The sequence below is a fragment of the Ensifer sp. 4252 genome (assembly GCF_050434565.1).
Taxonomy (GTDB): Bacteria; Pseudomonadota; Alphaproteobacteria; order Rhizobiales; family Rhizobiaceae; genus Ensifer.
Map to the genome: position 1 here is coordinate 48,288 of NZ_JBNDIU010000027.1, position 25,543 is coordinate 73,830.

General features: G+C 62.4%; 22 protein-coding genes and 1 pseudogene. 20 read left to right on the forward strand and 3 right to left on the reverse strand.

Annotated elements, in window-relative coordinates:
- Positions 1–7: 7 nt before the first annotated feature.
- Both ABIE33_RS31145 and ABIE33_RS31150 read right to left on the reverse strand, forming a co-directional pair.
- Positions 8–664 (reverse strand): carbonic anhydrase, encoded by a 657-nt coding sequence (locus tag ABIE33_RS31145; RefSeq protein WP_429132241.1) that lies wholly within the window; start codon positions 662–664, stop codon positions 8–10.
- Positions 665–1,030: 366 nt separating this feature from the next.
- Positions 1,031–1,369, reverse strand: a complete 339-nt coding sequence (locus ABIE33_RS31150) for a carboxymuconolactone decarboxylase family protein (RefSeq protein WP_429132288.1) — start codon at positions 1,367–1,369, stop codon at positions 1,031–1,033.
- A 255-nt stretch (positions 1,370–1,624) separates the two neighbouring features.
- Between ABIE33_RS31150 and ABIE33_RS31155 the strand changes: the two genes are divergently transcribed.
- The 20 genes and pseudogenes from ABIE33_RS31155 to ABIE33_RS31250 all read left to right on the forward strand — a co-directional run bounded on the left by ABIE33_RS31155 (position 1,625) and on the right by ABIE33_RS31250 (position 24,981).
- Positions 1,625–2,683 (forward strand): GlxA family transcriptional regulator, encoded by a 1,059-nt coding sequence (locus ABIE33_RS31155; protein WP_429132243.1) that lies wholly within the window; start codon positions 1,625–1,627, stop codon positions 2,681–2,683.
- A gap of 102 nt (positions 2,684–2,785) precedes the next feature.
- Positions 2,786–4,240 carry a dihydropyrimidinase gene (gene hydA / locus ABIE33_RS31160; protein WP_429132245.1) on the forward strand — a complete coding sequence of 485 codons (1,455 nt, stop codon included), beginning with the start codon at positions 2,786–2,788 and terminating at the stop codon, positions 4,238–4,240.
- Entirely contained in the window at positions 4,222–5,601 is a 1,380-nt protein-coding gene (locus ABIE33_RS31165; protein ID WP_429132247.1) for a dihydroorotase, read from the forward strand. Before hydA ends, ABIE33_RS31165 begins: the two co-directional genes overlap by 19 nt.
- 558 nt (positions 5,602–6,159) lie before the next feature.
- Entirely contained in the window at positions 6,160–6,306 is a 147-nt protein-coding gene (locus tag ABIE33_RS31170; RefSeq protein ID WP_429132249.1) for a hypothetical protein, read from the forward strand.
- A gap of 100 nt (positions 6,307–6,406) precedes the next feature.
- Entirely contained in the window at positions 6,407–6,595 is a 189-nt protein-coding gene (locus ABIE33_RS31175; RefSeq protein ID WP_429132250.1) for a hypothetical protein, read from the forward strand.
- Between the two features lie 57 nt (positions 6,596–6,652).
- On the forward strand, positions 6,653–6,847 hold the full coding sequence (locus tag ABIE33_RS31180) for a hypothetical protein (RefSeq protein ID WP_429132291.1): 195 nt from the start codon (positions 6,653–6,655) through the stop codon (positions 6,845–6,847).
- A 248-nt stretch (positions 6,848–7,095) separates the two neighbouring features.
- On the forward strand, positions 7,096–8,700 hold the full coding sequence (locus ABIE33_RS31185; RefSeq protein WP_429132252.1) for an ABC transporter substrate-binding protein: 1,605 nt from the start codon (positions 7,096–7,098) through the stop codon (positions 8,698–8,700).
- 66 nt (positions 8,701–8,766) lie between these two features.
- A complete protein-coding gene (locus ABIE33_RS31190; RefSeq protein ID WP_429132254.1) occupies positions 8,767–9,705 on the forward strand; it encodes an ABC transporter permease in 939 nt (312 codons plus the stop codon).
- Positions 9,702–10,577 (forward strand): ABC transporter permease, encoded by an 876-nt coding sequence (locus ABIE33_RS31195; RefSeq protein WP_429132256.1) that lies wholly within the window; start codon positions 9,702–9,704, stop codon positions 10,575–10,577. The genes ABIE33_RS31190 and ABIE33_RS31195 overlap by 4 nt, the downstream gene beginning before the upstream one ends.
- The gene (locus ABIE33_RS31200) at positions 10,574–12,691 is read left to right on the forward strand and encodes a dipeptide ABC transporter ATP-binding protein (protein WP_429132258.1); all 2,118 of its coding nucleotides are present in this window, start codon (positions 10,574–10,576) and stop codon (positions 12,689–12,691) included. The genes ABIE33_RS31195 and ABIE33_RS31200 overlap by 4 nt, the downstream gene beginning before the upstream one ends.
- Entirely contained in the window at positions 12,688–13,644 is a 957-nt protein-coding gene (locus tag ABIE33_RS31205) for a polysaccharide deacetylase family protein (protein WP_429132260.1), read from the forward strand. The genes ABIE33_RS31200 and ABIE33_RS31205 overlap by 4 nt, the downstream gene beginning before the upstream one ends.
- A gap of 4 nt (positions 13,645–13,648) precedes the next feature.
- Positions 13,649–14,401, forward strand: a complete 753-nt coding sequence (locus ABIE33_RS31210) for a GntR family transcriptional regulator (RefSeq protein WP_429132261.1) — start codon at positions 13,649–13,651, stop codon at positions 14,399–14,401.
- Positions 14,394–15,161, forward strand: coding sequence for an SDR family NAD(P)-dependent oxidoreductase (locus tag ABIE33_RS31215; RefSeq protein WP_429132263.1), 768 nt, complete (start codon positions 14,394–14,396; stop codon positions 15,159–15,161). Before ABIE33_RS31210 ends, ABIE33_RS31215 begins: the two co-directional genes overlap by 8 nt.
- Positions 15,162–15,237: 76 nt before the next feature.
- Positions 15,238–16,272, forward strand: a complete 1,035-nt coding sequence (locus tag ABIE33_RS31220) for an NAD-dependent epimerase/dehydratase family protein (RefSeq protein WP_429132264.1) — start codon at positions 15,238–15,240, stop codon at positions 16,270–16,272.
- A gap of 12 nt (positions 16,273–16,284) precedes the next feature.
- Positions 16,285–17,934, forward strand: a complete 1,650-nt coding sequence (locus tag ABIE33_RS31225) for a thiamine pyrophosphate-requiring protein (RefSeq protein WP_429132266.1) — start codon at positions 16,285–16,287, stop codon at positions 17,932–17,934.
- Between the two features lie 205 nt (positions 17,935–18,139).
- Positions 18,140–21,115: an NAD(P)-dependent oxidoreductase gene (locus tag ABIE33_RS31230; protein WP_429132269.1), complete on the forward strand. Its 2,976-nt coding sequence runs from the start codon at positions 18,140–18,142 to the stop codon at positions 21,113–21,115.
- A gap of 3 nt (positions 21,116–21,118) precedes the next feature.
- Positions 21,119–22,389, forward strand: a pseudogene (locus ABIE33_RS31235) (glycerate kinase type-2 family protein).
- A gap of 64 nt (positions 22,390–22,453) precedes the next feature.
- Positions 22,454–22,780, forward strand: coding sequence for a hypothetical protein (locus ABIE33_RS31240; RefSeq protein WP_429132272.1), 327 nt, complete (start codon positions 22,454–22,456; stop codon positions 22,778–22,780).
- A 127-nt stretch (positions 22,781–22,907) separates the two neighbouring features.
- Entirely contained in the window at positions 22,908–24,377 is a 1,470-nt protein-coding gene (betB, locus tag ABIE33_RS31245) for a betaine-aldehyde dehydrogenase (protein ID WP_429132275.1), read from the forward strand.
- A gap of 190 nt (positions 24,378–24,567) precedes the next feature.
- On the forward strand, positions 24,568–24,981 hold the full coding sequence (locus ABIE33_RS31250) for a cupin domain-containing protein (protein ID WP_429132277.1): 414 nt from the start codon (positions 24,568–24,570) through the stop codon (positions 24,979–24,981).
- An 85-nt stretch (positions 24,982–25,066) separates the two neighbouring features.
- Here the strand turns inward: ABIE33_RS31250 and tnpB are convergent, their stop codons facing one another.
- Complete coding sequence (tnpB, locus tag ABIE33_RS31255) at positions 25,067–25,447, reverse strand: IS66 family insertion sequence element accessory protein TnpB (protein WP_429132280.1); 381 nt, start codon at positions 25,445–25,447, stop codon at positions 25,067–25,069.
- Between the last annotated feature and the right edge of the window lie 96 nt (positions 25,448–25,543).

The following is a 25,543-nucleotide window of genomic DNA, read 5'->3' on the forward strand; positions in this document are numbered from 1 at the left end:
TGATGTGTTAGGCCGTGGCGATTTGATTCTGGACTGCTCGGCCGAGGGAAAAGCTGGTCAGCGGTCGAAACTGGTTGGTGGCTGGGTCGAAGGATTCGACCGCCCCGGTTTCGATGTCGAACACCCAGCCGTGCAGATGCAGATGGCCCTGCTGAAGAGCCAGCCTGACGCTTGGGTGGGTGCTGATGTTTGCAATTTGGGCGACGACGTTTTCACGGACCATCGCACTTAGGCGGGCTGCACTGGAGGCGTGCTCGCGCGCCTCGTTGACGACTTTGGCGCTGTCGGCGTAGCGCAGCCAGTTGGCCACCGCGGGCAGATGGTCCAGGCACTTGCATTCGGAGATGGCCGTCATGGCGCCGCAGTCGGAGTGCCCGCAGATCACGACGTCGGTCACCCCGAGCACCGCGACGGCGTACTCGACCGTCGCCGATACGCCACCCGGCTCGGGGCCGTAGGATGGCACGATGTTTCCCGCGTTCCGGATGACGAACAGCTCGCCGGGCTCCGCCTGGGTCAGCAGCTCAGGAACGACCCGGCTGTCCGAGCAGGCTATGAACAATGTGGTGGGATGCTGTTCGGTCGCGAGTTGCTTGAACAGATCCGAGCGTTGCGGAAAGGCTTCGCGCTGGAATTTTTCTAGACCTTCGATCAGGTTCTGCATGGCTAATCACCTTGTCGGTTTGAACGGGTTGAGAATTATCGCCGATGCTGCATAGGGTCTAAGACTATGTTTCTATGAGGGTTATAGGCATTGCCTATAGTTCGTGACGGGTCGGATCGCCGTCGTGGTTGCTCGGAGTTTTCGTGCACTTAGGCAAGATTTCGCAGCACCAGACGCTATGGTGGCGCTGTCAGGAGCGGAGTTTCCGCCGTTCGGTCCCCTCGAAGCCTCCAGCGAGCCGTCTCCTGCCGGGTCCGCCGCGCCGCCGCGGCGGACCCCTTTCTTTCTGCGTTCCGGGACCACGACTTGCGGTTCGATGTCCCAAGACGAGGGTGCCGGGCTGGTCTCGCCGGAGCGTCCCGGAAGCTACTCGGAGATCGCGGTGGAAGCGTCGATCACCCGGGCGGAATAGACGAGGGCCGCTCCGGCGTTCACGGACACCGCGACTCCCAGCGCCTCCGCAATTTCCTCCTCCGTAGTGCCGTGCTTCAGCGCTTCCGTCGTGTGCATCACGATGCAGCCATCGCATCGGACCGTGACGGCGACCGCGAGCGAGATGAGTTCACGTTGTTTGGGGGTAAGATGGTTCGTCTTCTGTCCCGCCGTCAGCAGCGCCTGGTACCCCTTGATCGTATCGGGAGCGAGTTTTGCGATTTGTCCGACCCGGCCCATGAGCTCGGTGCGGTATTCCTTCCAGTTCAACATCATTGGTTCTTCCTCCTTGAAAGGCCGCGCACCGGCGACAGCAGCCGGACCGGGACGCGCTGACGTGAAGGAGGATGGACGGAGTTGCCGCGTCAGTTCTTCCGCAAGATACGCGGCTGCGCAAAATCGCACGGTGCAATCCCTCGAAAGTTGCCGGGACCATTAAAGGACCCGGGGTGCCGAGCGCATGTCGCGCAATCGCCGGCGGATGTCGTAACGACTTCTAGGAAATGTCGGCGGATCGGCCTTAATTTCATGAACGGCCATGTTGGCCGGGCAGAGGATCGGACGACGGTGGGAGCAACCGGGACCATTGGGGCGAAGCCGCCAGAATCCCCGCGGGAGTGCGTGCGGATCGGCTTCTACCTGACGCCCGACTTTCCGCTGCTGGCGTTCTCGGCTGCCTTGGACCCTCTCCGGCAGGCCAACCGGCTCAACGAGAATCCGCTTTATGAATGGGTGCTGATCTCGCTTGACGGTTCACCCGTCGAAAACAGCGCCGGATTTGCCGTTCCAATTGACTCCGGCGTCGACAAAGCTCCGCGTTGCGATGTGGTCATCGTGTGTTCGGGAGTCGATCCCGGCCATCACTTTCATAGCCGGGCATTGACGTGGCTGCGGCGCCTGAACCGTCAGGGTGTTCTTTTGGGAGGCATTAGCACTGGAGCATACCTGCTGGCGCGCGCCGGACTGCTGGACGGACGGCGGTGCACCGTCCATTGGGAGAACTACGCCGACTTCCAAGAGACGTTTCCGAACGTGCTGGCGACGAACGACATCTTCACGGCCGATGGACAGTTCATCACTTCTTCGGGCGGAACGGTCACCCTGGACATGATGCTCAGCATCATCGAATCCTTTCACGGGCGGACGCTCGCAGTGGCCATCTCCGATCAGTTCAACCATCCGCAGATCAGGGGGAAGGGCGAGGCCCAGCGGATGACCCCCGAGGCCCGCTTTGGGATCACCCACGACAGGCTTTCGAACATAGTTCGTCTGATGCAGAATAGCGTTCAGGCTCCCGTCGGGCTTGAAGTTCTGGCGCAGCGGGCGGGCCTGTCGTCGCGCCAGATGGAACGGTTGTTCATTACTCACCTTGGCCGGACTCCTGTCGCATTCTACGCGGAGCTGAGAATGGAGAGGGCGCATGAGCTCGTCTGTCGTACGAGCCTTCCCATCGACGTGATCGCCCAGCATTGTGGGTATTCGTCCGCCACACACTTCGCACGTCGGTACCGTGCCCACTTCGGCATCACTCCGTCGGCCGAGAGGACCGCCAAGACGGCGAGGACCAAGGATCCGAACCCCGCGTAGTCGCGTCGAAAAAGCTGCCGATCATGTCGGATCCCCGCATTGTGCCAACGCCCGTGGGGAATACCCTGCCGCTGGGACGTGGCGCGCTTGGAAGGATGGCGGATGTCTATTCGAAATGAATTCGATCTCATTGTGCGGGGCGGAACCGTGGTGCTGCCTGCCGGCCCGCAGCGGCTCGATATCGGCATAAAGGACGGCCGCATCGCAGCCCTGGGCGAGAGCCTGGGAAACAGCCGTGATTCTTACGATGCGGCAGGTCGGATCGTGCTGCCGGGCGGCGTGGACAGCCACTGCCATATGGACCAGCAGCCCTGGGAAGGACGGACCACGACCGACGACTTCCAAAGCGGCACCCTGTCGGCGATGTGCGGCGGCAACACCACGGTGATTCCCTTCGCGATGCAGGTCAAAGGCAATTCGATCCGGGAGATTGTCGACGACTACCATAGGCGCGCGAGGCCGAAGGCCCATATCGACTACGCTTTTCACATGATCGTCGGCGACGCCTCCGAAGCGACACTGGACGAGGTACGAACTCTCATCGACGAGGGCTGCACGTCGATCAAGATCTTCCTGACCTACGACGGCCTGAAGCTCGACGACTACGAGGCGTTGAAGATCTTCGAACTGGCCCGGCGCGAGGGCGCCATGGTCATGGTTCACGCCGAAAACGACGGCTGCATCCGCTGGCTCACCGAACATCTGCTGCGAGAGCGGAAGACCCAGCTTCGATATTTCGAGGTCGCGAGGTCTACAATTTCCGACCGCGAGGCGACCCATCGGGCGATCAGCCTTGCGGAGCTTGTCGAAACTCCCATTCTCATCGCTCATGTGGCTTCTGCCGCCGCAGTGGAGGAAATCCGCCGGGCCCGGGCGAGGGGCCTGCCGGTGTTCGCCGAGACCTGTCCGCAGTATCTTTTCCTCTCTTCCGCCGACCTGGACACCAAGGACTTGTCGGGGGCCAAATGCATCTGCACGCCTCCCCCTCGCCATCGGTCGAACCAGAAGGAGATCTGGCGCGGCATACTCGACGGGACCCTGGGGGTATTTTCATCCGACCATTCGCCGCTTCACTACGTGGAGAAGATCGCTGCCGGGCCGGACGCCCCTTTCAACCGCGTTCCGGGCGGCGTCCCGGGACTGGAAACGCGACTGCCGCTGCTTTTCTCGGGCGGCGTGAACACTGGGCGCATGACGCTTGAGAAGTTCGCCGAGGTGACAGCCACGGAGCCCGCGCGAATCTACGGGCTGTATCCACGCAAGGGCGTCATCGCGGTCGGCTCGGACGCGGATCTTGCGATCTGGGACGCGGACCGGGAGGTGACGATAAGGAACGAGAACCTTCACCACGCGACAGATCACACCCCCTACGAGGGCATGCGAGTCCGCGGCTGGCCTGTCGTCACGATTTCCCGCGGCGAGGTGGTCTGGGAGGACGGAGTTGTCAAGTCACAGCCCGGACGAGGTCAGTTTCTCCCTTGCGACCGCCCCTTTGTCGGGCTGCCGCTTCCCTCGTTCGAGCCCCTGAGCGACTTCCAATGCTCGGCGGCGGAATGAGCATGAGTTCGTATTCGGACCAGATGTTCGATATTCTCCTCCGTGACGCGGCAGTCGTCAGCGATACCGACGTGCTTCAGAAAGACGTGGCGATCAAGGACGGCAAGATCGCCGCCGTTGTCCCGCCGGGAGCAATCGGTTCCGCGCGCGAAGTCTTGCATCTGCCGGGGAGACTGCTGCTGCCGGGTCTCGTCGATGCGCACGTGCATCTCCGTGAGCCCGGCCTGACGCAGAAGGAGGACTTTCTCACGGGAACGAGGGCCGCCGCGGCTGGTGGAGTCACCACCGTCCTCGTCATGCCCACTGACGATCCCTGGACGACAGACCCCCGGCACCTCGAGGACAAGCGGCGGCTGGCAGCGGATCGCCTTCACGTAGACGCCGCGTTTCAAGTTGCGGTCCGGCCGAAAAGCACGGACATGGAGGCGCTGCTTTCTCTGGGAGCGATCTCGTTCGAAGTGTTCACATCCGACGTGCCGCCCGCCTTCCAGCACAGGACATTGCAGGACCTGCGAGCCACCCTGGCGGAGGCAGCACGCTTGGGATGCCTCGTTGGCATTTCTCCGGGGGACCAGTCTGTGCTGGAGCAGTTCTCGGGGCCATGGGCCGGGAGCGTCGAGGCGTTCACCGAGAGCAGACCCCCTGTCGCGGAGGCGGCGTCGATCGCACTGGCGGTGGTTGCCGCCGCAGACACTGGCGCCCGGGTACATTTCCGCCAGACGAACTCGCACATGGGGGTCGACGCCTTTCGCCGGATGCGGAGCATGGCGGACGTAACGGTGGAAACCACGCCCCAGTGCCTGCTGTTCACGAAGGAAAATTACAAATCCCTTGGCCCCTTGCTGAAGGCGTCGCCGCCGCTGAGAGAGGACCGCGATGTCGCGACGCTGCGGGCATCGCTACGAGACGGCACGATCGACATGGTCGTGTCCGATCACGCGCCGCATTCCCCCGGCGAGAAGATGGCTCCGGTAGGCCGCTTTTCCGACATCCCCGGCGGATTTCCAGGAGTCCAGACCCTGCTGCTGACGATGCTTCATCTCGTCGACCTTGGCGAGCTCCGACTGCCGGACGTAGTGCGGCTCTGCTGCTCGGCTCCAGCACGGCGCTTTGGGCTCAAGGATCGCAAGGGAGGACTCGCAGCAGGACTCGACGCAGACCTGGTGGTGCTGGATCCAGGGCGATCCACCGTAGTCCGTCATGGCGATCAGTTGTCGAAGGCGAGGTTGACCCCCTTCGACGGGCTGTCGGTTCCCTATCGGATCGAGCAGGTGTTCCTGAAGGGACGGGAAATCGGCCAGGCCGCGCCTTCGGAAATCTGCTCTGGGCAAGTGATCCTTCCGCTGCCGCCAAAACTGTGAGTCGCGGAGGAGGGGTCTCGCTTTCGGGCATTCGATTTTTCGAACGCTTGGTTCGAGATTTCGAACGGGACTTTCGACTGTCTCCGAAGCTGCATGGATATCGGAGCGCAACGTGCGATCGAAAGATTAGCCTCTTCCTGGGTTTCACGACCGGTTTCACTTTTCGACCGTTCGGAACAATTCCGGCGATAATTCGGGAGCGATGAACAATCGCACTCACCTGAAGACCGGAATTCCCTATGCCGAGACGCTACTTCACTAACGGACATCACTAAAGGCTAGGGCACTTCATTAGTGAAATAGCGTGAATTGGGTGTGAAGTAGCGTGCGCTAAAACAGTATTGCGCGAGATTTAGGGGAGTTTGTGCGGATTCTTAGGGGATTAAAAAAGTCGCGACCGAATTCTACCAATACCTTCAATGGCTTACGAGGCGTTCGAAATTCCCGAATATATAGAATCTTTGGAGGCAGTCTGCCGAGAGGCCGTCGAACTCATTGAAGCTCTGGATATCAGGCCGAATCCTTCACTTTCGCCCGGGGCGCAAGAGGCCCCAGCTATTGGACGAAGACTGGAAATTCAAAGATCCGCCTAATTTACCATCCGGCAACGCGCGTCCTTTGCGCGTTAATGAGGCGCGCAAGTTCGGGCATGCTTTCATGATCATCGATGGTGAAGCGGTGGTTCTCGATGACCATGGCAGGTAAGATTTCGGTCTTCTGCAGCGCGCATCTGTAAGAAACCAAGCCTCCACGATGCCGGCCGATCATCTTCTATGGTGCCGAGTTCTTCCGCGTCGCGTGCGAGATGGGCCTTGAAGGAATCGTCGCCAAGCGGCGGGCCAAGCCCTATCGATCCGGGCGGAAGCCAGAGTGGTTGAAGATCCAGAGCGTGCGGCGCGACGGTATTGCGACCGTCGGCTATGAGCTGTTGACGGCGCGGGCAAGGATCACTCGGTTCCTGCTCGCCACGAGGAAGGGCAACAGCCCGGTCTAAGTCGGCGGTTGGGGTACGGGATCGAGCAGCAAGGAATCGGGCATCCTTCGAAAGCTCATCAACGCGATCCCCGCCGGCCGGCCGGTCGTGGCGCTGAAACGCAAAGGAGCTGAATTCGCGCGACCGCTGCTGGTCGCGGACTTCGAGTATCGCGCATGGACGCAAGAGGGGAAGCTGCGCCACCCCTCACTCAAGGGCGTCAGCGAGATGAATGCGAAGTCCGATGTCATCCAAGCCGACTCGGAGACGTGACCGTGCAGATGCGACATCTGTGGCCGCAGGTTGCGGGCACGGTGACCGCGCCGCCCCGTCGATGTTGGCGGGAAACCCGGCCCGTCAATTTGCGCGGGTGCGGTGTTCCATTTGATGCAACTTGGATCCAAGAATTCTGACGGATGTCGGAAAACCTATGCCAGATGGCGGGAACGCGGTTTGAATTGGGTACTTTCCTCCTCGATACTCCCCGTAATGGATACATAAGTCCGAAAAGGGGAACTGAAATGGACGATGTCTGCACGCATGTTTCTCAACTTACCCGTCGAAACCTCCTGAAGAGCGGCACCGTCATAGCCGCCTCCATTCTGGCGCTCCAATGCGGGTTCGCACGGGCCGGAACGGCCGGAGCGACCGAGGGACAGCCGCGCCGCGGCGGCACCCTGAAGTACGCCAACACAGACACCCTAAAGCCGTTCCGCGATCCGGCGGCGGTGGATTCGCTCGGCGCATCGGATGCCGTGAGAGGCGTCGCCGAATTCCTCACACGGGTCGACGAGAACAACGTTCCGCATCCGCACCTTCTCGAGTCCCTGGAAGCCTCCGCGGACCTGAAGACCTGGACGCTCGTGGTCCGCCGCGGACCAATGTTCAACTTGCCGACTCCGCGCGAGATCGACGCCGAGGATGTCATCTTCAACCTGAAGCGCTGGCTGGACCCAGCCACGGGGTCTTCGATGACCGGGCTGCTCCAGCCCTATCTCAAGCCGGACGGCATCGAGAAGGTGGACGAACGGACCGTCAAGCTCCATCTTTCCAATCCTACGAACTCGCTCGCCTATGACTTCTTCCACTATGCGGGCGCGATCATGCCACGCGAGTTCAAGGGCGACTTCATAGCCGAGCCATGGGGCACAGGTCCCTTCGAGCTCGTCGAGTATGTGCCGAACCAGTCCTTCACGCTTCGGGCACGCAAGAACTACTGGCGTCAGGGCGCGGACGAGCAGCCGCTTCCCTATCTCGACGAAGTTGTCTCGGTCGACATCAAGTCGCAGGCCCCGGCCCAGATTGCCGGGCTCGTCAGCGGCGAGTTCGATCTGGCACTCGGGCTCGACGTGTCTTCCTACAAGGCGCTGTCGGAGCAGCCCGACATCGTGGTTTCGAAGACCAAGAGCGCCGGAACCCTCCTTTTCCGCATGCGTGTCGATGTGAAACCCTTTGATGATCCGCGGGTCCGCATGGCGCTCAAGCTCTGCCAGAACCGCGAACAGATCATCTCCCTGGCGCTCGGCGACACCGCGTTCGAAGGTACTGACGACATGGTGGCGCCTGGTGTCGACCCCGCTTGGGCGTCCATGGACGCTCCCAAGCAGGACCTCGAACGAGCAAAGGCGTTGCTTGCCGAAGCCGGATATCCGGACGGATTCGAGACGGAGATGAGATACCCCGCCGCGCCCGAGTTCATTGGCGCGTCGTCCCAGGTCTTCGCGCAGAATGCTTCGCAGATCGGGGTCAAGATCAACCTTGTTCCGATGCCCGCCGAGGCCTACTGGGCGAAATGGCTCGAATGGGGCTTTGGCGCATCCTACTGGAGCCACCGTCCGCTTGCGACGATGCTCCTCGGCCTTTCGCTCCGCTCGGGCGCTCCCTGGAACGAAACGCATTTCAGCGATCCCACGTTTGAGAAGCTGCTCGACGAAGCGTCGGCCACGGTAAGCGTCGACGACCGCCGCAAGGCCTATGCGCGGCTTCAGCCGTACCTGCGTGAGAACGGTCCCTTTGCGGAGCCGCTGTTCATCTACGCACTCGCGGCGCACACCAAGCGCGTGAAGAACTTCAAGGCAACCGCGTTCCGGTTCGGGATCTTCGACGAGACCTGGATCGAGACGTGAAATCGCCTGGGCCACCAGTCCAGAGAATTTGCGATTTCAGAGCGAGTACATCAAATGCACACTATCTTGGCAAAGAAGCTGGCCCTGCTCAGCTTCACCCTCTTTGTCAGTTCGGTGCTCATCTTTGTGGCAGCGGAGGGGCTGCCCGTTGACGTCGGTCGCGACATGCTGGGGCGGTTTGCGCCCCAGGAGGCCGTCGATGCACTGAACGAGAAGTTGGGAATGAACAAGCCCCTGTTGGAGCGGTACGGCCACTGGGTCGGTGGCGCCGTGACTGGCGACCTCGGCTTTTCCACCTCTCAGCAGCAGCCCGTGGGTCCACTGATCCTTCGCCATGCGGCCAACTCGGCCATCCTGGCGGCGGTGGCGCTCGCGGTCATCACCCCGATGGCGTTCCTTCTGGGAATGTTTGCTGGGCTCTACCCCGGAAGCAGATTGGACAGGCTGATCTCCACCGGCAGCCTCGCGACCAACTCGACTCCTGAATTCGTGGTCGGCGTGCTCGTCCTCCTCCTGTTCGCGGTCCACCTGCGGGTTCTTCCGGGGTCGAGCGCAATGACCGGTGGCGCTACGCCGCTGTCCGATCCTTCCCGGCTCGTTCTACCGGTGATGACACTGGCGATCGTGGACGTCGGCTACCTGGCCAGAATGATGCGGGTCAGCATGATCGAGGTGATGGGGTCGAGCTATATCCGCGCTGCCGTCCTCAGAGGTCTGCCCTTCAGGAGGATAGTCGTGAGGCACGCGCTGCGGAGCGCGCTCGTCACGCCGATCACCGTGCTGATGCTTCATATCAACTGGCTGATCGGGGGCATCGTCGTGACCGAGGCAATCTTCGGATACCCTGGCCTCGGGCTGCTGATGCTCACCGCTGCAAATCAGAAAGACGTGCCATTGCTCGAGGGCGGGGCGCTTGTGTTCGCGATCGTAGCTGTCTGTTCGCAGGTCGCGGCAGATTTCCTCAATGCTTGGCTGAACCCACGGATAGGAGCGGGACTGGCATGACGATCCTGGACAATCTCGCAGCCACCGATGAAAGCGTGCACAGGTCGCACGTGGTGCGGTTTCCGTTGCTGCGCTCGCTTCTTCGGTCAAGGCAGGCCACTGCCGGATTCCTGGTCGTGCTGTTCTGGATCGTCGCGGCAGCCGCGGCGCCGATCCTCGCGCCGTATCCGCCGAACGATCTCGTTGGCCCGGCCCTCCAGGGACCGAGCTGGAAGTTCCTGCTGGGAACGGACGACCTCGGAAGGGACGTGTTGTCGCGCACGCTTTGGGGCGCGCGGCCCGTGCTCATCCTCGCACCGATGGCTGTCCTGCTTGCCGAAGCCCTTGGGGCATCGATCGGGCTGGTTTCGGGCTACATCGGGGGAATGTTCGACCAGATCGTCATGCGGATCAACGACGCCTTGATCTCGTTTCCTGCGATCCTGCTCTACCTGCTGATCATTGCGGCGCTCGGGCCGTCCAACATGAACATCGTACTGGCCATCGCCCTCGGCTCGGCACCCGGGATCGCCCGGATCGTGAGAAGCACCGTGATCGAGCTGCGAGGCCGGAGCTTCATTCACGCGGCGCAGGTGAGGGGGGAGCGTTTCGGGTACATCCTGCTCGTGGAACTTCTACCGAACACGAAGGGGCCGATCCTCGTCGATGCCATGCTTCGCGTCGCCTACGCATCATTCGCCATAGGAACGCTCGGCTTCCTCGGGCTGGGCACGCCTCCGCCAGATCCCGATTGGGGTGGCATGGTCAACCAGGGCGTTCGGTGGCTCGCAGTTTCGTCCTGGATGACTGCCATGCCTGCAATCGCTCTCGCGTCACTCGTCATCGGCTTGAATCTTGTGGTCGACGTCATCCAGGAGGAGGACTCGCAATGACAACGCAACCCCTCCTCTCGATCGAGAACCTGTCGATTGACTTCCGCACCGCCAACGGGGTGGTGCATGCAGTGCGGGACGTGACGCTCTCGGTCGGCAAAGGCGAGATCGTCGGTCTCGTGGGTGAAAGCGGCTGTGGCAAGAGCACGCTCGGATACGCCGCGATGGGAGACTTCGGACGTGGAAAAGCACGTACGACAGGATCCATCCGGTTCGATGGTACCGACATCCTGCAGGCTTCGCCCGAAAGCCTCCGCCAACTGCGGGGCACTCGAATTTCGATGGTCCATCAGAACCCCGCTGGGGCGTTGACTCCGACCCTCAAGATCGGCCGGCAGCTCATTGAGATTCTGACCGTTCATGAACGGCTGTCGCCGGAAGCCGCGTACGGGCGGGTGGTCGAGCTGCTGACGCAGGTGAAGCTGCCCGATCCGGCAGCAATCATGGACCGCTACCCTCACGAATTGAGCGGGGGTCAGCAGCAGCGTGTCGTCATCGCGGCCGCGCTGCTCAGCGGACCCGAACTGCTGATCCTCGACGAGCCCACCACAGGTCTAGACGTCACGGTGGAGGCCGTAGTCCTCGACCTCCTCCACGAGCTTCGGGAGCGGACGGGGGTGGCGATGCTGCTGATCGCGCACAATCTCGGTGTCATCGCCCGCATCTGCGAGCGCGTGGGTGTCATGTACGCCGGCGAGATGGTCGAGATGGCCGATGCGCGCCAGTTGTTCCGCAATCCCCGCCATCCCTATACGATCAATCTGCTGCGCTGCGTACCTCGCGTGGACCGCATGTCAGGCACCCAGTTGCAGCCCATACCCGGATTTCTGCCAAGTCCGTTCGCGCCGGCGACGAGTTGCCTTTTCGCGCCGAGGTGCGAACTCAGTGCCGACCAGTGCCGCTCAGCCAGGCCCGAGCTCACCATCGAAGGCGACAGGGCTATACGATGCTTCCGCTGGAAGGAGACGGGCCAACCCGCGGCGACCCCTGCGACGCCGCGCGCCGAGGTCCAAACTCGCGCAGGCGCGGGAGTCCAGGTGCTTGTCGCTCGGGACCTCAGCGTCACCTATGAGATGAGGCCGCGGGGACTGGCCTCGGGCACCCGGAGAATGCGGGTCCTCGATGGCGTGGACGTAAAGCTCTTCGAGGGGTCCATCACAGCGGTGGTTGGTGAAAGCGGCAGTGGCAAGACGACGCTCGGAAGAGCGATCGTCGGCCTCACCCACGCCAGCGGCGGCACGGTGCTGCTACGGAGCGAGGACGTGAGCGGTCCTGTCAGAGGGCGCAGCTCCCTGGCACACCGCCTGCTGCAGATGGTGTTCCAGGATCATGGGGGCACGCTCAATCCTTCGCTTTCTGTCGGACGCATCATAGCAAGGCCGCTCCGGCTGTTCGCACTCGCGACCCGTCGCGACCAGACCGATGCGGTTCGCCGCTTGCTGGACTCGGTGGGATTGAATCCTGACGTGGCGGCCCAGCGCTCGGACAAGCTCAGCGGCGGGCAGAAGCAGCGTGTCGCGATCGCGAGGGCCTTCGCCGGGAAACCCGACGTGGTGATCTGTGACGAGATCACCTCCGCGCTCGACGTCTCCGTCCAAGCTTCCGTGCTCAACTTTCTCGTCTCGCTCCAGCAGCGCTTCGGAACCAGCCTTCTGTTTATCAGCCATGATCTCGGTGTCGTCCGGTACATCGCCGACAGCGTGCTCGTCATGTATCTCGGCCGGATTTGTGAGCAGGGACCGGTCGACGCGATCTTCGGAGGTCCGAACCATCCTTACACAGCAGCGCTGATATCGGCGGTGCCAGTGCCAGACCCGGACGATCGCCGGGAGCAGATACGCCTGGACGGCGTCGTGCCGAGTGCGGCCAACCGTCCGAGCGGCTGCCCCTTCCACACGCGTTGTCCGCTGAAGATAGGGGCGATCTGCGAAGAGCAGACGCCACCGGTTCGCGAGCCGCGGCCGGGTCACCTGATCGAGTGCCATCTGGCGGTCGAAGATCTACCGAACGCAGCCCGGCGGCCCATCGACTTGCAGCGCCCGGACCCCAGCGTAGCGAGGCTGAACCTGGCTTCGAACGGCGGAAGAAGTGTGAAAGAGGAGAAGCTGTCGTGAAAGCGGACTATCTTGGACCGGAACGGGACTTTGTCGGATACGGACGGCGGCCTCCCGCCTTCGCCTGGCCCGGTGATGCCAAGCTCGTGATTAACATGGTGATCGTCTACGAGGAAGGCGCGGAGTACTCCCACTATGACGGCGATGGACGAAACGACAACTGGGGTGAATTCGACCTCAGGATATCGCCGAAGGTCCGCGACCTGGGGACCGAGACACATTTCGAGTTCGGCAGTAGGGTGGGGATCTGGCGCTTGGCGAGGCTCTTCGACCGCTACAACATACCCGTGACGATGTCGGCATGCGCCCGCGCGCTTGAACGGAATCCCGAGGTGGTTTCCTGGATAAAGGAACGCGACCATGACGTGCTCGGCCACGGCTGGAAGTGGACTGAATGCTGGGAGATGGAGAAGAGCGAGGAGCGCGAACATCTCCAGCGCGCCCTCGGCCTCTACCGGGACCTGATGGGCGAACGACCGCTCGGCTGGAACTGCAGGTCGTTCCCGAGCGTCAACACGCTCGATCTCATCGCCGAGGACGGCGGTTTCCTCTACTACTCCGACCCCTGCAACGACGAAATTCCGTACTATACCAGCACGAAGAGCGGACCATTGCTGGTCGTCCCGTACTCGAAGCTGCTGAACGACAGCCGCTTCCTGGTCAGTCCGGGATACAGCTCGCCGCGGGACTTCTACGAGGACAGCGTGCGGGCGATCGACTACATGGTTGATGAAGCCGATGACGCAGGACCGCGCATGACGACGATTGCGGTCCACGCGCGCTGGACAGGGCAGCCGAACAGGGCGTCGGCGCTGAGGGACATTCTCGAGCATTGCGTATCGAGACCGGAAATCCGCTTCATGCGACGCAACGACATCGCGCATCACTGGCTGGCGCAGTTCCGGCCTGACGAGCGGTCGGCCGCGGTCCGCCAAGTTCCAACCTGGGTTTGATCTCATGGCACAGCTTGAGGAAGATGTTCTTACAGAAACGACGCTGGCGGACGAGATCGCGTTCCAGCTCGAGGCAGACATCCTCGCGGGGCGGCTGCAGCCCGGGTCGAAGCTCCGGCAGGAGGAGCTCTGCGCCCGGTTCGGGGTCAGTCGAACGCCTATAAGGGAAGCCCTTCGCAAGCTCCAGGCTCAGCGGCTGGTCACGTTCGCGCCCAACAGAGGAGCGACGGTGCGCACCCTCACGCGCCAGGAGATCGAGGAGGTCTACGATCTCAGGGCCGAACTCGAGGGCTACGCCGCGCAGCTTGCATGCGCTCGGGCCGATGACGACTTCGATCGAAGGCTGATCGCGGCGTCCAGTGACGTCCAGACGCGCGCGCAGCCCGATCCGGATCGGGACGTCAGCGACCGGAAACTGAATGTTGAAGTGAGCGAATCCATCCGCGGCTTCCACCACATCATTCAGGAGACGGCGGGAAACGCGACGCTCGTCAGCGTCATCCGCGATCTCGAGGCGCTTTTCCTTGGAAGTTTCTGCTCCCACGAGATGGCCGATCCCGGCATCGCCGAGCGCCTGCACGTGGACGAGCACCGGGGTATCCAGGACGCGATGCTCGCCCGCAACGGCGCAGCCGCAAGAGAACTTATGCGAGGTCACATCCTCCACGCCAAGAAGATACTTCTCGACTACCTCGACGACACCGGATTTTGGGCGGGGCATGATGACACGGACGATCAGGAGCAGCCAAATGACTAAAGCTTCTATGGAAGGAAAGGTTGCGATCGTAACCGGAGCCGGCGGCGATATCGGCAAAGCCATTGCCACGATGCTCTGCAGTCGGGGCGCGGCAGTGGTCTGCATGGACCTGAATGAGCGGCGCGCGGCCGATGTTGCCAGGGCCGTCAAGGCGGAAGGCGGAGCCTGCGTGTCGCTGGGAGGCGACGTCAGCAGCAGCGCCGACGCAAAGCGAGCGACTGCGATGGCGCTCGACACATTCGGCGGCCTGCACGTGCTTGTCAACAACGCAGCGTTCTTCATGCAGGATGCGGTCCTGCCTGAGGTCGAGGAGGAGCTGTTCGATCGCTCCCTCGCGGTGAACGTCGGTGGGGTGTTCCGGATGTCCAAGTACGCCATCCCCGTCATCAAGCGCTCGGGCGGGGGCAGCATCGTCCACGTCGCCTCCCAGATGGGGCACGTCGCCCGCAAGTACCAGGCGACTTACTGTGCAAGCAAAGGCGCGTTGCTCGTGATGGCGAAGGCGATGGCGCTCGACCACGCGCTCGACGGTATTCGGGTGAACACGGTTTCGCCGGGCGGTATCGCGACGCAGGGCATGGCCGACCAATGGGGCGGCATGGAGATTGCCGAAAAGGAATGGGGTGCCAGGATGCACCCGATCGGTCGCCTGGGAACGATGACAGAGGTGGCGGAAGCAGTCTGCTTCCTCGCCAGCGACGCGGCATCCTTCATTACGGGCACCGACATCCTCGTCGACGGAGGTTACACCGCATGCTGAGCAGACACCGACGGGACTAATCCGGAGCGGGCCTTTCCCGCACGCGACCACACATCGAATCATCACAGGTGAGACAATGAATCTGCTTGTCACGGGCGGACATGGGTTCGTCATGAGTAATTTCGTGCGCCACTGGCTGGAGCGGTACGCCGATTCCCGTGTGACGATCTTGGATGCGACCCCGGCAGACGACGAATGCGCGGGCTTTCTGAGAGCGGTGCAGGACCGTATCCATTGTGTCCAGACGGACATACTCGATTTGGACGGCTGGAGCGCCAGGATCGCCCATCTCGACATAGATGCGATCGTCCACGGTGCGACCGTCACGCCCCATCCCTACGTGACGTCTTCGGGCGAGGCCCGCGATCCCGAGCGCCTCGCACCCACCAAGGTTCTCGACGTCAACATCTCAGGCACGGTCGCGGCGCTGGAATTTGCCCGCCATCGAGGTGGCATCAAGCGTTTCGTCTATGTCAGCACGGGCTCGGTCTATGGGGACAGCGGCCCTGCCGAGCAAGGCCAGCCACTGCCCGAAGACGGTTATGTCGCTCCGCAGACACTCTATGGGATTTCCAAGTATTCGGCAGAGATGATCGCCCGACGATATGGGGAGCTTTACGGACTGTCCGTGGTCTCGGCCAGACTGTCCTCGGTCTACGGCCCCATGGATCGGCCCAACAACGTTAGGAACGTTCAGGGGACCCCGAATCTGGTGGCGAGTCTTGCAGTCGCAGGCAAGCCGCTGCTCGTCCATTCCTTCGACGGCGTCGGCGATTGGATCCACACGGCGGACGTGGCGGAGGCCCTTCGAATCCTTGTCGTCGCCGAAGGCGTGAACCACCGGACTTACAATGTCGCCTACGGAAGCGCGGAGACGGTGCGTGACCTCGTGGGTCATGTCGCCGCCGTCCTGCCCGTCAGCGCGACTGAGACCGACCTGGCCGCGGCGAACGTGAAATGCGACCCCGACCGCAGAGCAGGGCAGTGGGGAGCCTACGACATCAATCGAATGCGGACCGAATTCGGTTGGGCTCCGGCCCCGCTGAGGCAGCGGATCCAGGAATACGTGAACTGGCTGAGAGAGCGCGCTCTGTCGGCCCCAAATCTCTGAGGAGGAAAGACGATGAAATTCACAGGCAGCGACTTGGTAGCAAAGGTACTTCAAAACGAAGGCGTCGAAAACATTATCGGCTTCCCCCACAGCGAGCTGTTCGATTCCTGCGCGGCCTTGGGGATACGCCCGGTGATCGCCCGCACCGAAAGAGTGGCGGTCAACATGGCCGAGGGCTTCTCGCGGATGACGGGCGGCCAGTCGACGGGTGTCGTCACTGCACAATACGGTCCCGGCGTCGAAACCGCGTTCGGGGCGGTGGCACAAGCCTATGGTGACAATGCACCGATCCTAGTTCTGCCGACCGCCTATCCGAGAGGAGCGGAGGTCACCGCTCCCAATTTTCAGGCGTCGCGGAACTTCCGGCACATCACCAAATGGGCCGAAAGTGCTGCCAAGGTGGAGCAGCTTCCGCAATTGATGCAGTACGTTTTCAGCCGCCTTCGCAATGGCGGACCTGGCCCCGTGATGCTTGAACTACCCACGGACCTGCTGGCGGAGGAGTTCAAGGGCGAGTTCAACTATGTGTCGCCCAGGCGCTCGGCCCCGGTACCGGATGCGAACGAGCTCGCGGAACTGGCGAACGCCCTTGTCAGGGCCAAGAGCCCTGTGATCTACGCCGGGCAGGGGGTTCTCTACTCCCGTGCGTGGGATGAGTTGAAGGCGCTGGCGGAACTTGTTGGTGCACCTGTCCTCACCACGGTCAATGGCAAGAGCGCCTTCCCCGAGAACCACCCGCTTGCACTCGGCACGGGCGGCAAGTCCCGGCCCGCCACGGTCGATGAGTTCCTCAAGCGTGCGGACCTCGTGGTAGCCGTTGGGACCAGTCTCGTTCGCTCGGCCTATGTCACTGCGATTCCGGCTGGCAAGACGATCGCGCATATCACTGTCAACGAAGCCGACATCGCCAAGGACTATCCTGTGTCGTTGGGGGTGATTGGCGACGCGAAAGCCGTGCTGACTGAACTCCGACGCGCAGTAAGCCAGCACCCGTCGCTCGCCGAACGGCCGAACGTCGACGACGTGGCGCGCGGCGTGGCATCGGTCCGCCGGGATTTCATGGCGAAATGGATGCCGCTCCTGACGTCCAACGAGACGCCGATCACGCCATACCGCATCATCTGGGACCTCATGAAGGTCGTGGACCGCACGAAGACCGTGGTCACGCACGACGCAGGACAGCCGCGCGACCAAATCACCCCCTTCTACGAGGCGATCGTGCCGCACGGTTACATGGGATGGGGCCGCACCACGCAGTTGGGAAGCGGACTCGGCCTGATGCTGGGCGCGAAGCTTGCCCGCCCGGACTGGCTGGCGGTCAACATCATGGGCGAGGCGGCGTTCGGCATGATTGGCATGGACGTGGAGACGGCCGTGCGCGCTGGCCTGCCCATTCTCACCATTGTCCTTCGCAATGAAATCATGGGCGGCTATGGCGGCTACATGCCGACGGCGACCCAACGCTACGGGGCGAACAAGCTGAGCGGCGAATACACCAAGGTCGCCGAAGGACTCGGTGCCTACAGCGAGCACGTTGCCAAACCCGAGGATCTCGTTCCGGCCATGCAGCGATGCATCCGTAGCATATCCGAAGGACGTACGGCCGTCCTCGAGGTCCGCACGCGGGAAGAACCGCGTCTGGCTGGCATAACGGCACCTTGACAGGGGCGTTTTACGCTTCCTGGGAACACGGGGTGCTGGCGGCGAGGGATGTCCAACAGCGCGGCTATGTCCGGCCCCCGTGAACAGCATGCATTTCACACTCCAGATGAGGCGTTCCCGGTTTCGACCGGCTCGTCTGGCGCCCGTTCTCTGAAGAGCTCAAGGCCACACAGCGTGGCCGCCTCGAACAACAAATAGGCAGATCATGATGAACACGGTCCAGATGCAGGAACAGCGCCTGAAGGCACTGGAGTTGACCAGATTGGGAGCGCCGGCAAGGCCTTCCAACTCGTTTTTCGGTGTCGGTCCCATCACCGATGCCACCACCGACGAGGTGGACGGTCGCTTGCGACGCATGGCTTTCGAGGCCTGGATCGAGAAAACCTATCGCAAGTTCGACGACAGGGACATCGACATTGGTGGCTTCACCGCCGCCGAAATTTCGCGCATCATGCATCGCGGCTATCCGGCCGACAAAATCCTCACCGACATGATGCGCGCGATCCATCGCTACTTCGGTTTTCCGACGAGCAATCGCATGGCAGTTGGGCTCGGCGGCGGGCACAGTGGCTTCACTGTCTGCGCGCAACATCTGATGAATGCAAACGATGCCTCGCAGCGCATCTACGTTGACACGCCGAGACCGGAAAGCGACCCGTCCAAGGCCGGTGGCTTCTTCCGGCAGTCCTGGGCGACCCAGTTGATCGAGATGCAGCGCTTTGCCGAGAAGGGTTGCGAGAGCCGTATCCATTTCGCCGCCAGCGAAGGCATCATTCCGACCGCAGAGGAGCTGGCCAATCTTGGCGTTTCGATCTTTGTCGGCGTTGGGCATGAGACTACGGGCGCTAATGCCTACACCAGCCGCGAGATCGGAGAACTGTTGAAGTGGCTGGACGGCGATCCGTCCAACCGACACGCGGTGTTCGATGCTACCTCGATGCTCGGCGCAATGCCTTGGGAGCCCGAACTGGTGGCTGCAGTGATGGCGAAGTGCTGCCTCTTCACGCCGTTCCAGAAAGCGATCGGCGGTGTCTCCGGCTACTTCGTTGCCACGTTCACGCCGCAGGCACTGGCACTCATCGACAAGAACCAGCAGGATCCCGCCTGGGCAATCCCGCGCCAGCTCAAGATCGCCCCGCCAACCGATCCCAGCAGACCATTTTCAACGAAGCGCACCGTTGATGTCGGGCCGTTTTACGATGCCGGCGAAGACCGCATGCTCGGCGGTGTCATCAATACGTTTAGCGCGCTCGCATTGGCCGAGACCACCTTCGGGCTCTTGCAGTGTGAGGCCCGCGTCGGCTCCGTCGTCGAACTCAACCGGCGGTCTACGGTCAATCGCAAGGTGGTCGACGAATGGGTTCAGCGGCATCCGCTATTGTCGCTGTCGGTTGCCGATGCGGAGCGCCGCGGCGCGGCGGTAACGCTCCTGACGGTCCGGGATGACGGTATCTCCGAACCCGACATTCACGCTCGCATCATCGCTCGGTCGAAGCAGTTGCTCGGCTATGAGGGCATCACCCATCCGAACGGCGAGTACGAACCCGGTCTCGACGCGGCCCGCTACGTCAACGCTTTCCCAGGCACGCCGGGCGACTACCGGGCCTGGATTGGCGGCATCCGCGAGCCGGAGGACGTCGTCGCGCTCCTGGAAAATCTGCAGTACGCCTATCTGCGTGCGAAGATCGTCGTTCTCGAAGAGGAACTGGCAAAGCAGGGCGTTATCTTCGAACGGCAAGAGACGTCGGGTGGTCCTGTCCGCAAGGACGATCCGGCTCGCGCCTATGCGGTGCTGGTGGTGGATCTCGTCGGTCTGCGCATCGCCGCCGACGGCCATCCGGATCACAGCGAAATCGAGGCCTATGTTGAGGAAAAGGGTGGCGTCTTCCATCTTGGACCGCTTGATGACCGAACGGCGCTCGAGAAGGGCCGAATCCACTTCTTCTACCAGCCGGATCTGAGCACCGACGCGGAGATCCTGCCGCAGACCGACAAGGGGCAGTATGACGCGCTGATCGCGGCGGCGACCTCCATTCCGAAGGCCTCGGTCTTCCCGCTCGGCGGCGTGCGTATCGGGGCAGGCACCGGGAATATGGGCTCCGCATCCTGGGGCGGAGGCAACGGCGAAGGCGGCGATGCGCCGCTGATGAACACGCCCGGCATCAACAGCCGCGCAACCGCACAGATGGTGATGAAGGCGGTCCTGAAGGTCGTCCCCGATCTGCCTGTCGACAGACTCCACCGGATGGTCGCTGTTGGCGACTTCGACACAGGCCGGCAGCTCAAGGACTTCCCGACCTCCAAGCTCGAGGGCCGTAAGATCGCCGTTCTCGGTTACGGTAATATCGGCCGCGAAGTCGCCAAGCTTGCGAAAGCCTTCGGCATGAGGGTGGCGATCTACGCCCGAGAGCGCCACAGGCGCTGGATCGAGGCTGAAGGATTCGAATACGCTGGCAGCCCAGTCGAGGCTGCGACCGGGGCCGACGTGCTGTCGGTGCATATCGGTCTCGGCCGCCTGGACGCGGCCACCGGGGTCTATTCCAACGCTCGAACCGTCAGTGCCGAGGTGCTCGCCGCACTGAAAGACGGCGCAGTGCTCGTCAACTACGACCGGGGCGAGGTGGTGGATGCTACTGCACTCGACGCGGCGCTGTCGTCCGGCAAGGTTGCGCACGCGGCGATTGACGCTGACCTCTTCAAGGACTCCGCAACCGGCAGTCTCAGCGGCCCCATGCTTCCCTATATCCGGCTCGAAGAGCGTCACAGGGGCAAGCTGGAGCTGCTGCCGCACGCCGCCGCCGACACCGACCATCCCTCGCGCGTGGCCGGTGCCAAGCAGGCGGTCGACCAGATCTTCGACGTCATCCAGTTCAGGTTGGTCACCAACCTCAAGGGCGATCTTCCGGAAGGATACGTCTCAGCCGGAAGCCGCACCCCTGTCGGCATCGGCAGGGTGACGAAACAGGCAATCCTCGAGGCCGTCAGCAAGACGGATCTGCTTAAGGAGCTTCAGCAGGCATCCGAGCGGGTCGCGACGGTCGTGGGTGCCCTTGCAGCCGTCTCCGATCCGGCAAACCGGAGCCGGATTGTCGAACGCTATACGGCGATGCTGGTTGAGGACATCGGGCGCCAACGCGTCCTGTTGGATCAACTTGGGCTCTATGGCCCGGCCGAGGAATAGGGAATGCTGCTGCGTGACGAACGGCGTGCATTTCTGGCATCGCTCTTTGATGCCGCGGTCGCCGCTGCCGACCCGGCCAAGGTGATCGCTGGCCATCTTCCGCCCCGCCCGAAAGGCCGCACGGTCGTCATCGGTGCGGGCAAGGGCTCGGCACAGATGGCAAGGGCATTGGAGCAACACTGGGAAGGACCGCTTTCGGGTGTCGTGGTGACGCGGTATGGATTCGGCGTCGCGTGCGACCGTATCCAGATCATCGAGGCATCCCATCCGGTTCCTGACGAGGCTGGTCTCATTGCATCTGAACGGCTCTTTGAAGCCGTTTCGGGTCTTGCCGCAGACGACCTGGTGATCGCCCTAATGTCCGGCGGTGGTTCCGCATTGCTGCCGGCGCCTCCGGAAGGAATGTCGCTGGAGGACGAGATCGCCGTGAACAAGGCGCTTCTCGCTTCGGGCGCTCCGATCTCGGCAATGAATGCGGTTCGCAAGCACCTCTCGACCGTCAAGGGTGGCAGGCTTGCAGCGGCTGCTTTTCCGGCAAGAGTGGTCTCGCTCATCATCTCGGACATACCGGGTGATGATCACGCTCCTGTCGCCTCGGGGCCAACGGTACCCGATAGCTCGACGTGCCATGATGCCTTGCGGGTGATCGAACGCTACAGAATTGCGCTCCCGGAGCCAGCGATGCGCCACCTGCAAACCGAAGCGGCGGTGGCACCGTTTACGAACGATCCACGTTTCGCCGGAAACGAGTCCCGGCTTATCGCGTGTGCGGCGGTGTCATTGGACGCGGCAGCGGTCGAGGCGAGACGCCGGGGTTTCAATGCCGTGGTGATGTCGGATGCCGTTGAAGGCGAGGCGCGTGACGTCGCGCACACGCACGCAGGACTCGCGATACAGGTCAGCGAACTGAGCGCACCACACGGAAAGAAGCCGGTTGTTCTGCTGTCGGGCGGTGAAACCACCGTCAGCATGACCGGTGGAGGCAAGGGCGGTCGCAATACGGAGTTCTTGTTGTCCTTCGCCATTGACGTTGATGGCAGGGCCGGAATTCCGCCATAGCAGCCGACACCGATGGAATAGACGGTTCGGAAGACAACGCCGGCGCTTTCGCAGACGGAAGCACTGTCGCCCGGCTGGCGGCAAGATCGCTGCACGCGCAACGGTTGCTCGACGCTCATGATTCCTGGTCCGCATTCGATGCCATCGGGGATCTGCTGCTCACGGGTCCGACGGGAACGAACGTGAATGACTTCAGAGCAATCCTAGTCGAGTAGCTACGGTCGCCCATCGTGGGCGTCCTGAGGTTATCTCACAACCACAGCATAAACGGGAGGAACCATGAGCATGCAGTCGGATCGCACCTTCAGCACAGACCGGATCCAGAGGGTTCACGCAACAGAAGACACCAAGAAACTCGCCGCCTCGTGGACGAAGTGGGAATCCGGCCTGATCGAGCCATTCGAGATTCACTATGACCGGGCCGTGTCGTTCTGCGTGATGCAGGGGAGAGGAGAGATCAGATTCACGGACGGCACGCGGCTCGACATCGAGCGAGATGACTTCGTTACGATCCATCCCGACATCAAGGGCGTTTGGACCGTGATAGAACCGATGACCAATCTCTACATGTACCACGACACCAACCCCATGCCGGTGAAACGCTGACCTTCGCTCATTCCCGAACCTCCTCCGCTCGCGTCTTCCCCTGAGAGCGGAGTTTGCCTGCCCGTTCGGGCAGGCCTTTTTATCGCGTCACCCTGCCACCCGAACCCGCCTCCGAAAGGGGTTACACATGGGATTCAAAGCCCAACCGCGAGCATCGCACTTCATCGACGGCGAATATGTCGAGGACATCTCAGGCACCGTCATCGAGAGCATCTATCCGGCGACCGGCGAAGTGATCGCGCGCCTTCACGCCGCAACGCCCGCCATTGTCGAAAAGGCGATCGCGGCGGCCAAGCGCGCGCAGCCGGAATGGGCGACGATGAGCCCGACTGCCCGCGGCCGCATCCTGAAGCGCGCCGCCGAGATCATGCGCGAGCGCAACCGCGAGCTCTCGGAACTGGAGACGCTCGACACCGGCAAGCCGATCCAGGAGACGATCATCGCCGATCCGACCTCCGGCGCCGACAGTTTCGAGTTCTTCGGCGGCGTGATCGCGACGGCCCTCAACGGCGATTACATCCCGCTCGGCGGCGACTTTGCCTACACCAAGCGCGTGCCGCTCGGTATCTGCTTCGGCATCGGCGCCTGGAACTATCCGCAGCAGATCGCCTGCTGGAAGGGCGCGCCGGCGCTCGCCGCCGGCAACGCCATGGTCTTCAAGCCCTCGCAAATCACGCCGCTCGGCGCACTCAAGATCGCCGAGATCCTGGTCGAAGCCGGCCTGCCGAAGGGCCTCTACAACGTCATCCAGGGCAATCGCACCACGGCTCCCCAAATTATCAATCATCCCGACGTCGCCAAGGTATCGCTGACAGGCTCGGTGCAGACGGGCAGACAGGTGGCGGGTGCGGCCGCGGCCGAACTCAAGCACGTCACCATGGAGCTCGGTGGCAAGTCGCCGCTGATCGTCTTCGACGACGCCGACCTCGAACGCGCCATCGGCGGCGCCATGCTCGGGAACTTCTATTCGACCGGCCAAGTCTGCTCGAACGGCACCCGAGTCTTTGTCCAGAAGGGCATCAAGGAACAGTTCCTGACGCGGCTGAAAGCCCGCACCGAGGCGATGGTCATCGGCGACCCCATGGACGAGGAGACACAGCTCGGACCGATGGTCTCGATGCCGCAGCGCGACAGGGTCCTCTCCTATATCGAGAAGGGCAAGGCCGAGGGCGCGCGGCTGGTGACCGGCGGCGGCATTCCGAATGCCGTCGACAGCGAAGGCTCCTATATCCAGCCGACGGTCTTTGCCGACGTCACCGACGAGATGACGATCGCCCGCGAGGAGATCTTCGGTCCGGTCATGTGCGTGCTCGACTTCGACGACGAGGCCGAGGTGATCGCGCGAGCCAATGCGACCGAATTCGGCCTTTCGGCCGGCGTATTCACCGCCGACATCACCCGCGCACACCGGGTCGCCGATCAGCTAGAGGCGGGCACGCTCTGGATCAACGCGTATAATCTGGCTCCCGTCGAAATCCCCTTCGGCGGGTCGAAGCAATCCGGCTTCGGTCGCGAGAATTCGGTGGCCGCGCTCGACCACTACAGCGAGCTGAAGACCGTCTATGTCGGCATGGGGCCGGTGCAGGCGCCTTACTAGATTTGAAGGAGGTCGGCGAACGAGGCGTTGCAGGCATCGAATTCGGCCCGATCCCGAATCCCGCTGTGTTTCCTGCAGACGCCCCACGGTGGGCGGGTTCGGTTCAAGCGATCCGAAGGATTGGGAAAAGGATTCGATGGGCGGGCGGAATTACGAGAGAACTGCGTTCAAAGGTTCTGAGGACTTTACAATGACTACCAACAAATGCGCCATTCTTCGTCGAGGTGACGTACAGTCAATCGACCGCGGCGGCGGGGCGCGTACCACCCCGCTCGTCACGCGAAGGTGCGGCTCGAGCAGCTTGCTCAACGGCATCACCACCTTCGATCCAGGTGCTTCAATCGGCCTGCACACGCACAACTGCGAGGAAAGCGTTGTGGTGATCGAGGGCCTGGCCATTGCCGAGATCGACGGTGTGCAGCACGAACTCGGCGTTCACGACACTACCTGGATTGCGGCCAACGTTCCGCATCGCTTCATCAACGCTTCGGCGACTGACCCTATGAGGATATTCTGGACCTATGCATCGACCGACGCCACCCGCACTATCATTGCCACGGGCGAGGAGCGGGTGGCCGATGCGGGGGGCGTTGATCGGCTTTGAACTGAAACCCCTGAAGAATGGCCGTGGTGTTCGGCACAACTTCAAGCACGTCCGTGTAGGGGCGATCGACTGCCGAGCGAACGCCTTACCTTCCCGCGGAGTTCGAGGACATCGAGGGGAGATGCACTCGCGCCGTCTCGATCTCTCCTTCGTCCGGGCGGATCTTCTTCCAATCCATTCCGGCCAGTAGGGCCATGAGCTGGGCATGATCCAGACGGATGCGCGCCGCCGTCGCTGCCGGCCAGCAAAAGCCATCTCCTTCGATAACTTTCGAATAGAGACAGACCCCGCTGCCATCCCACCACACGATCCGGACACGGTCCTTCCGTTTGGAACGGAACACGTAAAGGGCGCTATTGAAAGGATCGAGACCGCCATCCCTGACCAAAGCCATCAACGAGGCCGCCCCCTTGCGGAAGTCGACCGGTTGACACGAGACGTAGACGACTACCCCAGAAGCGATCATGCCTTGCGCACCGCCCGTAGGATCTTGGCAAGATGATCCGGCTCGATATCTCCGGCCACGCGCACCACGACGTCACCCATGACGATCTCCACCGGT